Here is a 13476-nt window from a genome sequence, read left to right on the forward strand (position 1 = left end):
TGGATTTAAGCACGTGGGTGATGCTGAGTATGAATTTGCTTCAGCCTTTCGGTCGCCACGTGAGTATAAATTTGGGTTGTCGATAAGTCACTATGCCCAAGCAACATCTGTACGACCCTAAGATCGGCACCATAGTTCAGTAAATGAGTAGCAAAAGCGTGTCTTAAAACGTGCGGGGACAGCAATTCTGTGTCAATTCCCGCGACAACTGCGTAATGCTTAATACGATACCAGAACGTCTGACGGGTCATTTGCTTAGCTCGCTTACTTGGAAAAACCACATCTGAGCTGTTTTCACCAAGCAGTTGCGGACGCCCTTGTTCGATAAAACTCTCAATCCAATCCACAGCGTTTTCGCCCATCGGCACCAAGCGCTCTTTACCGCCTTTACCAATAACACGCACCACGCCCTGTCTTAAGCTGATGTTTTCCATCGTTAGGCTAACCAGCTCCGTCACACGCAAACCGGTTGCATATAGTAACTCAAGCATCGCCTTATCGCGAAGTTCAATCGGGTCATTCGGGTCGGGAGCATCGAGCAAAGCATCCACTTGCTCTTCACTCAAATCTTTTGGCAGACGTTGTGGCAGCTTAGGGCTAATCAACAACGCACTCGGATCATCCGCTCTGACTTTCTCACGATGTAAGTATTGGAACAAACGACGAATTGCCGACAACATACGTGCACGGGAAGTCTGCTTAAAATCCGCGTCAACCAACCAGCTTTGGTAGTCCTGTAATCCCGACAGACTAATAAAGTCGAGGCGATAATTATTCTGTTCCATCCACGTTAATAGTTTGGATAAATCAGTACGATACGAGACAAGAGTATTCTCTGATAACCCTCGCTCCATCCACATAGCATCTAAAAACTGTTCAACGAGACCGTGGTCTGCGCTCTGCCCTTGAGGCGACTGCATAGTGTTACTCACAATATTGGAAACTGTTTTGAGAGTATGCCAGAGCAAATATGAATGCCATAAAAATTACAGCTTGAGCGGATAATCGCTGCAATCGAAGTCGATTTATGGTTAGAATTCGCCATCTGAAATTAAAATCGAACGTTTGCTATGAAAATTGGATTATTTTACGGCTCAACCACCTGCTACACAGAAATGGCAGCAGAAAAGATTCGCGGCATTATTGGTGAAGACCTAGTTGATATCCATAACGTGAAAGAGACTCCGCTTTCATTGATGGCAGATTACGACCTGTTACTGCTAGGTATCTCTACGTGGGACTTTGGCGAAATCCAAGAAGATTGGAATGAGCTTTGGGACGATATCGCGACGACACCAGTAAAAGGTAAGGTTGTGGCACTATTTGGCTTAGGTGACCAAGAGGGTTACGGCGAGTGGTTCTTGGATGCAATGGGTCTACTGCATGACGAACTAAAAACTGCCGGGGCTCAATTTGTTGGCTTCTGGCCAAACGACGACAGCTACGAATTCGAGGCGTCTAAAGCGCTCACCGAAGACCAATCACAGTTCGTCGGCTTGGCGCTTGATGAAGACTCACAATACGAACTGAGCGACGAGCGTATCGCGAGCTGGGTTGAACAAGTTCTGGTTGAGTACAGCGAGAAGCTGTAAGTACATAAGCTCTCCACAAGCTGTTCAGTTCAAAACAGACAGAATACAAAAAGGCCTCACTACTGCGAAGTAATGAGGCCTTTGCTGTGTCATCCAGAATGACTATCTAATCTCAATCAGAGATTAAACCGTCTCTTCTGCCATCTCTTGCTCTGCTGACTTACCAACAAAGAACATACAGATGATTGCAGCCGCCGTTGGAAGTAACCAACCCATGCCGATCTCAAACAGAGGAAGCATCTTCAATGCAGATACATCAACACCCGCTACTTTTGCACCATCGATAAGAGCGAACAGTAGTGACACTAATACCACAACGCGGTACGCCGCTTTTGGATTAGGGAAACGGCTACGCAAGAACGTCAGTGCTACCAATGCGATCGCTACTGGGTAAAGCGCAAACAATACAGGAACAGACAGAGAAATAAGCTGAGAAAGACCAACGTTCGCTACCGTAGCACACGCAACACCGTTGATGATTACCCAAGTCTTGTAAGACAGCGGCGTTAATGAGCTGAAGTAGTCAGAACACGCAGACACAAGGCCAATCGCTGTTGTTAGACACGCTAGTAGTACGATAACAGAAAGTACTAGCTGGCCTGAGGGACCAAACAGTGATTGAACGTATAGGCTTAAGATCGCACCGCCATTGTCAGCGCCTGCAGCAACCGTTGAGCTTGTCGCGCCAAGGAAGAACAGAGAGATATAAACAAACGCTAGACCAGCCGCTGCAATACAACCTGCACTGATCAGGTACTTAGTTGTCGCCGCACGGTCAGTGATGCCTTTGCTGCGGATAGAATCCACAATCAGCATACCAAACATCAGTGAAGCAAAAGTATCCATGGTGTTGTAACCTTCAAGGAAACCTTTTGTCAGCGGTTGAGTAATGTATTCACCGTGAGCAGCAAGAATGTCACCTTGAGGGTTAACGAATACAGCGATAGCCAGTACAACCAAACCCACAAATAGGGCTGGTGTCAGTACCTTACCGATGACGTCAATAAGCTTACCTTGAGACCATGAGAAGAACATGGCAACCACAAAAAACGCGATAGAAAAGAAAGTTAGGTGAGCTTGAGAGGCATCGATGAAGAACGGTTTCACCGCCATCTCATAAGCAACAAGGCCGGTACGTGGTGCAGCAAATGCAGGACCAATGATAATGAAGATCAACACAGCCATGATGGTTGCTGCTTTCTTAGGAAGGTCTTTAGTCAGGTGACCCCAAGAACCACCCGCAAGTGCAACAGCCACGATAGTGATTAACGGCAGACCAACGGCAGTCAGCAGGAAACCAGACATCGCTGGAAGGAAATGATCACCAGCCAATTGACCAGCTAGAGGTGGGAAGATGATGTTACCCGCACCCAAGAAAAACGCAAAAAGCATAAAGCCCAATGCCATTATATCTGTTAGTTTTAGACTCTGTTTCACAGATAATCCTTAATTATATTTATGAATTTATGTTGTGCTTACGTGAATGTTACAGCGAAAAGCTGCCATTCAATCTATAAAATAGTCGCGCATAATGACGAAACAACTGGCTAGCTGCAAGTCACCACACAAAAACACCATATAAATTTGCATATACAAACAAAAAGCAGTGGATTCCACTGGATATGAAAAAATAGCCACAATTATAAACTAACCATAATTCACAACAATAGTTTCTCAAGCAGAACATTGATCCATACAAGTGGTTAACATTAGAGCTAATCACTTAAAATATCTCGATACTCAGAACATTCATGAAAGACAAAATCGTGCAGACTAAAAGCTTCAATTTTAAGCAATTCTCAATTTACGGTGGGCAAAGCGGTATGCCAGTCAGCACCGATGGTGTACTCCTTGGAGCATGGGTAAGCATTACACCCAAGTCCTCGGCACTCGATATTGGAACTGGCACCGGGCTTTTGGCCTTGATGACCGCGCAGCGTTTTGCAGACGTCTCGATCTCCGCGATCGATATTGATCCACATGCGATTGAAGCTGCGACCATTAATATTGAGCAGTCGCCATGGCAAGATCGCATTACTCTGCATGATGGCAGTGTACTCACCACCGACTTTCCGAAAAAGTTTGACGCGATAATCTGCAACCCACCCTACTTCAACTCTGGAGAACAGGCACAGCAGAGCCAAAGAGCCACCGCAAGACATACCGACAGCTTGGATCACCTGCAACTTGCTAAACGATGTTTCGAGATAACAACCGAAACTGCAACCGCCAGTTTTATACTGCCAACGCCTGAGGGAGAAGGTTTTATCAAGCTTGCCAAACAGTGCGGTTGGCACCTAGCTAAGCGTCTCGATGTCAAAACCACAGACAAGAAGCCTGCGAGTCGAATTCTTTTTGAGTTATCGAAAGATCCTGCGTGTGAGGCCGATTTGCAGCGTGAATCGCTTACCATTCATCATCAAAATGGTTATAGCGAGGCATTTATAGCGCTCACCAAAGATTTTTATCTCAAGATGTAGCAAATACCATGTGATCCTAATCACTAATGCTTCTATAATGTCCGACTACTCTTTTTTATCGTCTGCTTTTTGAGGCAGAAACATTTATTGCTTGTGGAGAAACAATAGTGATCAGAACCTTTGCAGAACTCGATCTAAACCAAGAGCTGCTTAAAGCAATTGACGAAATGGGCTACGAACGCCCAACACAGATACAAGCTGAAGCAATCCCACAAGCGTTAGATGGAAGAGACGTTTTGGCTTCTGCGCCAACAGGTACTGGTAAAACAGCCTCATTCGTACTGCCAGCACTGCAGTACCTTCAGGATTTCCCACGTAAGAAAGCGGGCCCTGCTCGTATGCTTATCCTGACGCCGACCCGTGAACTAGCAATGCAGATCACTGACCAAGCTCGTGAGCTTGCGAAATACACTGCGCTAAACATCTTCACCATCACAGGTGGTGTGATGTACCAAGAGCACGCTGATATTCTTGGCACCACCCAAGACATCGTTGTTGCAACTCCAGGTCGTCTTATGGAATACATCGAAGCTGAACGCTTTGATTGCCGCGCGATCGAATGGCTGATCCTAGACGAAGCAGACCGCATGTTAGACATGGGCTTTGGTCCTGTTGTTGATCGCCTATCTGCAGAGTGTCGCTGGCGTAAGCAAACTTTACTTTTCTCAGCAACGCTAGAAGGTAAAGGTGTTGAAGGTTTCACTGAAGACCTACTGAACAACCCAGCAGAGATCGACGCAAAGTCATCACTACGTGAGCGTAAAAAGATCACTCAGTGGTACCACCGTGCAGACACAGCAGAGCACAAACTTGAGCTGCTAAAACACATCATTACTAAAGAAGCTGAGCGTAGCATCGTCTTCTTGAAAACTCGTGAGCGTTTAGGTGACCTGCGTGCACTGCTAGAGAGCGCTCAGATTCCATGTGCTTGGATTCAAGGCGAAATGCCTCAAGATCGTCGTAACAATGCAATTGCTCGTTTCCGTGATGGCACAGTAAACGTACTGCTAGCAACTGACGTAGCGGCTCGTGGTATCGACCTTCCAGACGTAAGCCACGTAATCAACTACGACATGCCACGCACGGCTGATGTTTACCTACACCGAATCGGCCGTACCGCTCGTGCAGGTAAAAAAGGCAACGCGGTTTCTCTAATCGAAGCGCACGATCAACTGATGATTGAACGTGTTGCTCGTTACACCAAAGAAGCGATCAAAGAGCGCTTTGTTGAAGGTATGCGCCCAACACACAAGAAAGCGGCTGTAACCAAGAAAAAGAAACCAAAGAAAGAAGATAAGAAAGCAGTAGAGAAACAAAAAATCGCGAAGAAGAAAAAAATCGCGAAGAAAAAGAAAGCGGCTAAGAAGAAGTAATTAGGCTGCTTCAACGATTCAATAAAAAAGCCCCATGCAGTTCGCTGCACGGGGCTTTTCTCTATCTGGCTGGTGTCTCGCCATAGAGCGTGACTACCTTGAACCGATAACGTCTAGTTTTGCTCTTCACGCTTGAAGACCAACTCTTTCGCATTCGACTCTTCTTCTACGAAGTAATAACCCGCAGTATCAAACTGAGTTAGCGCTTCAATTGAGTCCACTTTATTCTCAATGATGTAGCGAGCCATCATGCCACGCGCCTTTTTCGCGTAGAAACTGATCACCTTGTATTGACCATTCTTACAGTCTTTAAATACCGGTGTAATCACTTGGCCATCCAAGTTCTTTGGTTTTACCGCTTTGAAGTACTCGTTAGATGCTAGGTTGATCAGCACATTGTCGCCTTGAGCGTTCAGCGCTTCATTCAGCTTGTCTGTGATGATGTTACCCCAGAACTGGTACAAGTTAGTACCACGAGCATTCGCTAAACGCGTGCCCATTTCTAAACGGTAAGGTTGCATCAAATCAAGTGGCTTTAGTAAGCCGTAAAGACCAGAAAGCATACGCAGATGATTCTGTGCATAGTCAAAATCTTCATCCGACAGTGTTTCAGCGTCTAGGCCTGTGTATACATCACCTTTGAAGGCAAGGATGGCTTGACGTGCATTCTCTTGGGTAAAAGTTTCGCTCCACTGCTCAAAGCGCGCTACGTTCAGCCCAGCGATCTTATCGCTCACTTTCATCAATGCAGAAACATCTGCAGGTGTCAGCTTGCGGCACTCTTCAATCAGTTCAGCAGAGTGTTCAACAAACTCCGGCTGACTAAAGCGTTCTGTCGCTAATGGTGATTCGTAATCAAGTGTTTTGGCTGGAGAGACGACAACTAACATAACTTTACCCTAATCGGTTATCTAACTGGATGCTGCTAGAGTATAGAAAAAACATCAACTTGTCTTTATGACTCTTCCTATTACTTTGATAGATGATTCTAACCACCCACTTTCAATCACCAAAACCGCAAAATAACAAACGGTAGACAAAGAAAAAGGCTAAGGTCGAAACCTTAGCCTTTCTAATCGTTTTAGGATGAGCGGTTTATCGCTCCAACAAAATTACTTCTTGTTGTTGTCCCAAATACCGTCTTCCAGTTGAGACTTAAGCTCTGGGAAGTCATTTGAATCAAATGTCGGTACTTTACCTGCGTCTAGTTGACGGTTGTAATCTTTCGCTAGCTTAATCACGATGCCTGATAGCAGGATAATCGCCACCAAGTTAACAATCGCCATTAGACCCATCGATACATCAGCCAGTGCCCATACCGTTGGTAGCGTTGCTAGAGAACCAAACATAACCATACCCAGCACAATAATACGGAACAGCACTAAGCCTTTCTTGTTGTTGTGCTCTAGGAAGATAAGGTTCGTTTCAGCGTACGAGTAGTTTGCAATGATTGAAGTGAAAGCGAAGAAGAAAATCGCTACCGCTACAAAGATGCCACCCCATGAACCCACTTGTGCTGTTAGCGCACGTTGAGTCAATTCGATACCCGTTACTTCACCGTGTGGTACATACTCGCCCGACATCAGGATGATTGCTACTGTCGCAGAACAGATAACGATTGTATCCATGAACACACCTAGCATTTGCACATAACCTTGTGATGCTGGATGCGGTGGGTAAGGCGTAGCAGAAGCTGCTGCGTTTGGCGCAGAACCCATACCCGCTTCGTTCGAGAACAGACCACGTTTAATACCGTTAATCATCGCTTGTGCGATTGCGTAACCTAGGCCACCCGCAGCCGCTTCTTGCAGACCGAATGCACTCTTGAAGATAAGAGCGATCACTTCAGGCACTTTCTCGATGTTCGCAAACATGATGAACAATGCGATAGCAAGGTAAGCCAACGCCATGATTGGAACGATGATTTCTGCAGTACGAGCGATCTTACGGATACCACCGAAGATAACGAATGCAGAGATAATTACGATTGCTACACCTGTGTAGCTACGCTCAAAGTCAAACGCAGTATTCATCGCGCTTGCGATTGCGTTCGCTTGAACCGCGTTGAATACAAGACCAAATGCGATGATTAGGAAGATAGAGAATAGAACCCCCATCCAACGCATGCCTAGGCCTTTCTCCATGTAGTATGCAGGGCCACCACGGTAGTTACCGTCGTTGTCGCGTGTTTTGTATAGCTGTGCCAGTGTGCTCTCTGCAAACGATGTTGCCATACCTAGCATTGCAATTAGCCACATCCAGAAGATAGCACCAGGGCCACCAGCAGTAAGTGCAACAGCAACACCTGCCATGTTACCCGTACCTACACGAGCAGCAAGACTAGTACAAAGAGCTTGGAAAGAAGAGATACCAGCACTGTCTGCTTTACGGCTGTTCTTTAGAACCGAGAACATGTGGCCGAAATGGCGGAATTGAATGAAGCCTAGTCGTACGGTGAAGTAGATACCCACACCAACCAGTAAATAAACTAAGATAGATCCCCAAAGGAGATCGTTCATCAAATTGATTAAGTCTGTCACGTGAACCTCGTAATTGAGTTTAAGCACCGATCATGCTTCCAAGCCTTCCCCTAGATCACCTATGCCAGTGTCAATAGTTGTGTCGGCATTAGTTTTATATTTATTTGTTGCGATCTAGATTGTAAATGTCGCTTCATGCATCCATTTTACGTATCGGTGTATTTTTTGACGGGCGGATAATGCAGCGAGATGACCTAAAAATCAATATGCAAATGAATTTATATTAAAATGACATTTCACTAATAACACACCTTTTGTTAACACATTTTTCAACAATCCAGCCCAATAAAAGTCACATTATCGGGACATAATCTCAACATCAACAACCGACCCCACCGAATAAGAACGACACACTGTAAAAGTAACGTCAGCCTAGGTTTTACAAGGTATAGTGAAGATCTGTGTTTTTTTCTAGAGTAATAAGATCCCCGTCTCGTACAGTACAATACGCACTTAAATGCATTATCACTAAAATACTATTCCTTTCGCACAATGAATTAACATTCAATAACCTTTAATTTAATCGTTTACTTCGGTTTGTTTGCTCGTTTTTTGCACATAAAAATCACCACAATGTGTGAGCATGCATAAAAAACGAGAACAAAAGCTTCATGGTTTTGAAACAAATGAGAAACAAATCAAGGTTATGGTGAACCTAAATATGATATTTAATAGTTCGTAAGAACTAGTCCCACGGAAGGAGATATGGCTTATGGATAACTTTCAATTCGATGAAATATCAGAACTAGAAATGCCACGTGCAACTCAGAAAACACGATCTAAACCACTCAAGCGTAAGTGGCGTGAAATTGAGGCAATCAATGACCGTAGACAGCTTGAGAAAGAGCTGCGAGAGATGAACCTAGGACTTGATTTCAGCCTTGACGATATAAAGCTTTAATCAGCACGATAAGAAAACAGATAGCAAAAGGCACCTATGAAGGTGCCTTTTTTATTTCATTTGGTGATATCGTACGCTGCGAGTCATTTTGAAATTTCCGTTGTGAGGGAAAGTCCCCTTTAATATAGAGGGGAATACTGACTCGCTAAACACACTCTTGTTCATTTTGTCGCACGCGCGCCGCGAGTTGACGATACTGATCAGCAATCGTATCCCCAAACACGGGGTCATCTTCAGGTTGAAGCCATTGCGATTCAACCTCTTGCCAATCCTTCACTGTAAATGCTTGCACGATCATAGGTAACACATGCTTCTCTTCATACTCCATATGCTTTCGCTGCGCTTTAACAAAGCTTTCGAGTTGATCGATGAACACCTGCTGTGGCACCACGGCATCTTGGAGGATCATGTCTACCACACCTAAAAAGTCAGCCGTTTTCTCAGATAGCAATTGATGCTCGAGTTCCAAGTCCTCAATTGCTTGGTCACTGCCATATTGCTTAAGGTAATAGCGATAAATGACGTCTTCTTTAGGGTGATGCACTTTGTCTGAATGGTTCATCAAGTAGTGAACCACCTCAGCGATCAGGCTATAGTTTATTTCTCGCTCCTGCTTTAGCAGCTCTAACTTATTGTTGAGTATCGCGAGTAATCGAGCCATATAGCCATGCTCTCGTCTTATCCTTTCAATCATCATAGTATTGCACTCCATTACACCTACTATTTATAAGTGTATACGAAGATGCCGAGTTATGATTTGACCCTGCTCAGAAAACAACCAACCTACACTTCTGCAGGTAGGCGCCAGTCGATAGGTTGCTGATCCATAGAAGAAAGCAGTTTGTTAGCCGTTGAGAAATGCTGGCAACCAAAGAAACCACGACGTGCCGACAGCGGTGAAGGATGAGGTGCAGCTAACACATGATGTTTCTGTGTATCAATCGCTTGGCCTTTCTTCTGGGCATGCGCGCCCCACAACAAGAAAATAATCGGCTCAGAACGCTGGCTCAGCTTTGCAATAATGGCATCGGTAAAGGTTTCCCAGCCACATTTGGCATGTGAGTGTGCTTGTGCCTCTTCTACTGTTAAAACAGTATTCAACATCAACACCCCTTGTGATGCCCAAGCTTCAAGGTAACCATGGTTAGGCGCTTCAAAACCTTCGATATCTTGTGCCAGTTCTTTGTACATGTTGCGTAGAGAAGGTGGGATTTTAACGCCGGGCAATACAGAGAAAGCCAAGCCGTGTGCTTGATTAGCACCGTGATAAGGGTCTTGTCCTAGAATAACCACTCGCACAGACTCAAAGGGCGTCATATCGAAAGCGCTGAATACCTGCTCTTGAGGTGGGTAGATGGTTTTCCCACTATTACGTTGCTGTTCGACGAAAGCGAGAACACTTTGGAAGTACTCTCTCTCACGTTCGTCATTAATAATGGATTCCCAAGTCTTTGGTGTGCTCATCGTTTTACTTCCCAATCATCATGGTTTCTAGGTTTCGCCAGTCAAAAAATAGCTGTATAGGCTAACTGTCCTAAATAAGGCGCTAGGGCGTGTTGACCTTTCGTGGTTAAATTTTGTTCGAGATAAAAGCGTTTTAATCGCGGCGAGGGAGAATTAGCCTAGTCATTCTAAGCAAATCTCCCTCAACAAAGAGTAAAACGCTTTTAGCCGAACCCTTCGGGCAGCGTTTGCTGGTCATTTCTACTGCGTTAGCGGCTTCTCATGTAGGCTAGCTACACGTCAAAGCCTCTGCCTTGTATAAATACCCAGCAACTCGCTGCAAAAATCAGCTCGAAAGATCAACACGCCCTAGTTATACCTCATACAGCTATCAATAAACATGATGTGTAGGGTTCACTTGTTAATGAATCATAATAATCAGTTCAAGTTGTGTTGATCTCGATTAACCGCTTTTCTGCTGAGTACGATGGTGACCATGGCTATGCACGTGACGATTTGGAGTCGGTAAACGACGAGCGGCAGAAACAGTTGAAGTTTGGGCTTTTGAATACATAAAGGCACCTCCTATAAGACATCGTGAACTACATATTCACTTAGTAGCTATGAAAGAAAGGTGCCAATTCTTATAAAAAGAAGAAAATTAATTTTCCCCTCTATTATTACGCCTCTTCCGTCGCTAGCGTTGCTGAGCGATGAAACATTCTAAGCTGTTGAATTTCCTCTTTCCAAATCGTCGAATCAATCGTTTCTAAGATAAGAGGGATTCCGTTAAAGCGGGAATCTGAGGCAATATACTCAAAACAATCCCAGCCAATTTCGCCTTTTCCTAAAGAATGGTGTCTATCAACTCGGCTCGCGAACTCAGCTTTTGAATCATTGATGTGCATTGCTCTTAGATAGTGCATACCCACGATGCGGTCAAATTCAGCGAAAGTGTGTTCGCACGCTTCTTTTGTTCTTAGGTCATAACCCGCTGTAAAGGTGTGGCAGGTATCTAAACACACGCCAACACGCGATTTATCTTCTACTTGCTCGATAATCTCTGCTAGGTGCTCAAACTTCCAACCCAAGTTAGTGCCTTGGCCTGAGGTATTCTCGATCACCGCAATCACATCTGGAACCGCTTGATGGGCGAGGTTAATCGACTCTGCGATTTTAGCTAGACACTCAGTCTCAGAGATCTTTTTAAGATGGCTGCCAGGATGGAAGTTCAAAAGCGTTAACCCGAGCTGGTTACAACGTTCCATCTCATCAATAAAGGCAGCGCGTGATTTCTCTAGTTTCTCTTCTTCTGGTGCGCCGAGGTTAATCAAGTAGGAGTCGTGAGGAAGAATGTGCTCCGCTGAAAAGCCCAACATTTTGCAGTTGGCTTTAAAGGCGCTAATAGTTTTCGCCTCTAACGGCTTTGTAGCCCATTGCCTCTGGTTTTTAGTAAACAGTGCAAACGCATTAGCACCTATCTCTCGAGCTCTCATTGGAGCCTGATCAACACCACCGGCTGCCGACACATGAGCGCCAATAAACTTAATATTTGTTTCAGGTTTTGACGATGAAATTTTGTTTGTCATTAAATCACTTCACACTTTCAGAATGCATAATAAATAAAGGGCCGTATCGGTTATCGCTCAATAAAAGCGCAACAAATGTAGTAAAATTACAACAAATACAACCGTTAAATATTTTTTATAGTTTAAAATATTTTGTAATTAGTTTGTTTTCAAAGGTTTTATTGATTTACCTCAAAATAATCACCTTTGTAAAAATATGGTTTTTGGTTGTTTTTTGACTTAAATCAATGTTAACCTCACAAATATTAGGTATATATTACCCAGCTCAATAAAAATCGAAAGTTAACACCATAATCAAACCACATTCAGTGGACTAGGAGATAGTTATGATCCAAGGTATTCAAATTACTAAAGCAGCAAACGACGACCTACTAAACTCAATCTGGCTACTAGACAGCGAAAAGAATGAAGCTCGTTGTGTTGCAGCTACTGCTGGTTTCGAAGCTGACCAAGTTATCCCAGCTGCAGACCTAGGTGAATACGAGAGCCGTGAAGTTGCTATCGAAGCAGCACCACGTATCGAAGGTGGTCAACACCTAAACGTTAACGTTCTTAAGCGTGAAACACTAGAAGACGCAGTTGCTCACCCAGAGAACTACCCACAGCTAACTATTCGTGTATCGGGTTACGCTGTACGTTTCAACTCTCTAACAACTGAACAGCAACGTGACGTTATCGCACGTACGTTCACTGAGTCTCTATAATCTCAGAAACTAGAGTGTTAAAGATTTAAAAAGCTTGGTCAGAGATGACCAAGCTTTTTTCGTTTTTATGCTGCTCACATTTGCCTATACACCGGCTACGGCGCATTTCGCTGAGAAGGATCTTTAGTAAAGGCCTTAGCTAACGTTGTAGGATCCACTTTGTCTCTCTGTAACGCTGCACCTTGTGCCCACCACATCAATTGATGGAAGGTTCGGTTCATGTATTCATCCCATTGATCTTGCTCTGACTCTTGGGCAACACAACCCTCTTCATCAAAGACTTCTTGTGCTTTAGGCAGATGAATCATCGCAGAAACCGGTAAACAACCGAGTTCAGATAAGAAGGTTCGCATCGAAACCGACGCTCTTGCCCCGCCCCACTGCCCTGCAGAATACGTCACAATCGCACTCGGTTTATATGAGAATAACGAGCTACCAAAATGGTTGAGAATATTGGCCAGTGCTGGGCTCATTGAATGATTATATTCCGGGCTTACCATCACGTAGCCATCAGCTTTGGCAATCTTATCGGCTAACTCCGCTAGATGTGCAGGTACTTTGGAGCGATGGTAAGAAAACTCAGGCTTAAATACGTCACCAAAGTCGTAATCCAGTGGGTCGATAATCTCAACCGTATGACCTGAGTGTTTATTCGTTAGTAGTTTTGCACACGCCTTGCTGACTCTCATTCCTAATCGAGCAGGTCTTGGCGGTGTACTCTCACGTACAGAGCCAAGGAAAATCAAAAAATTCATACTATCCCTTTCCGTTGAGCTTGGGTTAAAACTATTAACCAGATAAACTATTTAACCCTAGGAAATGACCTAAATAAAGTTAACTATATAAGCTATCGG

13 protein-coding genes are annotated in these 13476 nt (G+C 44.4%); 5 read left to right on the forward strand and 8 right to left on the reverse strand.

What is annotated here, in order from left to right; all coding sequences use genetic code 11:
* Window positions 1-5: 5 nt before the first annotated feature.
* Window positions 6-920: a site-specific tyrosine recombinase XerD gene (xerD, locus tag OH460_RS09520; RefSeq protein WP_128161962.1), complete on the reverse strand. Its 915-nt coding sequence runs from the start codon at window positions 918-920 to the stop codon at window positions 6-8.
* A gap of 150 nt (window positions 921-1070) precedes the next feature.
* Here xerD and fldB point away from each other — a divergent pair, with 150 nt between their 5' ends.
* A complete protein-coding gene (fldB, locus tag OH460_RS09525; RefSeq protein ID WP_004739559.1) occupies window positions 1071-1592 on the forward strand; it encodes a flavodoxin FldB in 522 nt (173 codons plus the stop codon).
* A 123-nt stretch (window positions 1593-1715) separates the two neighbouring features.
* On the opposite strand, the gene brnQ is transcribed toward fldB, so the two are convergent.
* Entirely contained in the window at window positions 1716-3029 is a 1314-nt protein-coding gene (gene brnQ / locus OH460_RS09530) for a branched-chain amino acid transport system II carrier protein (RefSeq protein WP_105058976.1), read from the reverse strand.
* A gap of 314 nt (window positions 3030-3343) precedes the next feature.
* Here brnQ and OH460_RS09535 point away from each other — a divergent pair, with 314 nt between their 5' ends.
* Both OH460_RS09535 and srmB read left to right on the forward strand, forming a co-directional pair.
* Window positions 3344-4072, forward strand: coding sequence for a tRNA1(Val) (adenine(37)-N6)-methyltransferase (locus tag OH460_RS09535; RefSeq protein ID WP_269996937.1), 729 nt, complete (start codon window positions 3344-3346; stop codon window positions 4070-4072).
* Between the two features lie 107 nt (window positions 4073-4179).
* The gene (gene srmB / locus OH460_RS09540) at window positions 4180-5445 is read left to right on the forward strand and encodes an ATP-dependent RNA helicase SrmB (protein ID WP_061033355.1); all 1266 of its coding nucleotides are present in this window, start codon (window positions 4180-4182) and stop codon (window positions 5443-5445) included.
* A 113-nt stretch (window positions 5446-5558) separates the two neighbouring features.
* Here the strand turns inward: srmB and yaaA are convergent, their stop codons facing one another.
* Together yaaA and OH460_RS09550 are read right to left on the reverse strand one after the other, a co-directional pair.
* On the reverse strand, window positions 5559-6335 hold the full coding sequence (yaaA, locus tag OH460_RS09545) for a peroxide stress protein YaaA (protein WP_105058978.1): 777 nt from the start codon (window positions 6333-6335) through the stop codon (window positions 5559-5561).
* Between the two features lie 222 nt (window positions 6336-6557).
* Window positions 6558-7985 (reverse strand): alanine/glycine:cation symporter family protein, encoded by a 1428-nt coding sequence (locus tag OH460_RS09550; RefSeq protein WP_061033405.1) that lies wholly within the window; start codon window positions 7983-7985, stop codon window positions 6558-6560.
* Window positions 7986-8697: 712 nt separating this feature from the next.
* On the opposite strand from OH460_RS09550, the gene OH460_RS09555 reads away from it, so the two are divergent.
* On the forward strand, window positions 8698-8886 hold the full coding sequence (locus tag OH460_RS09555) for a DUF3545 family protein (protein ID WP_004739567.1): 189 nt from the start codon (window positions 8698-8700) through the stop codon (window positions 8884-8886).
* 145 nt (window positions 8887-9031) lie between these two features.
* Here OH460_RS09555 and OH460_RS09560 read toward each other — a convergent pair whose 3' ends face one another.
* The 3 genes from OH460_RS09560 to nfo form a co-directional block, all read right to left on the reverse strand.
* Complete coding sequence (locus OH460_RS09560) at window positions 9032-9583, reverse strand: hemerythrin domain-containing protein (RefSeq protein WP_032498816.1); 552 nt, start codon at window positions 9581-9583, stop codon at window positions 9032-9034.
* A gap of 86 nt (window positions 9584-9669) precedes the next feature.
* Window positions 9670-10350, reverse strand: a complete 681-nt coding sequence (gene ung / locus OH460_RS09565) for a uracil-DNA glycosylase (RefSeq protein ID WP_269996938.1) — start codon at window positions 10348-10350, stop codon at window positions 9670-9672.
* Between the two features lie 659 nt (window positions 10351-11009).
* Entirely contained in the window at window positions 11010-11918 is a 909-nt protein-coding gene (nfo, locus tag OH460_RS09570) for a deoxyribonuclease IV (protein WP_269996939.1), read from the reverse strand.
* Between the two features lie 326 nt (window positions 11919-12244).
* Between nfo and grcA the strand changes: the two genes are divergently transcribed.
* The gene (gene grcA, locus OH460_RS09575) at window positions 12245-12622 is read left to right on the forward strand and encodes an autonomous glycyl radical cofactor GrcA (protein WP_004739575.1); all 378 of its coding nucleotides are present in this window, start codon (window positions 12245-12247) and stop codon (window positions 12620-12622) included.
* A gap of 95 nt (window positions 12623-12717) precedes the next feature.
* Here grcA and OH460_RS09580 read toward each other — a convergent pair whose 3' ends face one another.
* Window positions 12718-13377: an NADPH-dependent FMN reductase gene (locus tag OH460_RS09580; RefSeq protein WP_269996940.1), complete on the reverse strand. Its 660-nt coding sequence runs from the start codon at window positions 13375-13377 to the stop codon at window positions 12718-12720.
* Window positions 13378-13476 lie beyond the last annotated feature (99 nt).

Source organism: Vibrio sp. Makdt, from assembly GCF_027587015.1.
Taxonomy (GTDB): Bacteria; Pseudomonadota; Gammaproteobacteria; order Enterobacterales; family Vibrionaceae; genus Vibrio; species Vibrio chagasii_B.

Coding starts and splice junctions, on each gene's coding strand:
- xerD (WP_128161962.1), bottom strand. CDS start 920: ATGCAGTCGCCTCAAGGGCAGAGCGCAGACCACGGTCTCGTTGAACAG.
- fldB (WP_004739559.1), top strand. CDS start 1,071: ATGAAAATTGGATTATTTTACGGCTCAACCACCTGCTACACAGAAATG.
- OH460_RS09535 (WP_269996937.1), top strand. CDS start 3,344: ATGAAAGACAAAATCGTGCAGACTAAAAGCTTCAATTTTAAGCAATTC.
- yaaA (WP_105058978.1), bottom strand. CDS start 6,335: ATGTTAGTTGTCGTCTCTCCAGCCAAAACACTTGATTACGAATCACCA.
- OH460_RS09555 (WP_004739567.1), top strand. CDS start 8,698: ATGGATAACTTTCAATTCGATGAAATATCAGAACTAGAAATGCCACGT.
- OH460_RS09560 (WP_032498816.1), bottom strand. CDS start 9,583: ATGATGATTGAAAGGATAAGACGAGAGCATGGCTATATGGCTCGATTA.
- ung (WP_269996938.1), bottom strand. CDS start 10,350: ATGAGCACACCAAAGACTTGGGAATCCATTATTAATGACGAACGTGAG.
- nfo (WP_269996939.1), bottom strand. CDS start 11,918: ATGACAAACAAAATTTCATCGTCAAAACCTGAAACAAATATTAAGTTT.
- grcA (WP_004739575.1), top strand. CDS start 12,245: ATGATCCAAGGTATTCAAATTACTAAAGCAGCAAACGACGACCTACTA.
- OH460_RS09580 (WP_269996940.1), bottom strand. CDS start 13,377: ATGAATTTTTTGATTTTCCTTGGCTCTGTACGTGAGAGTACACCGCCA.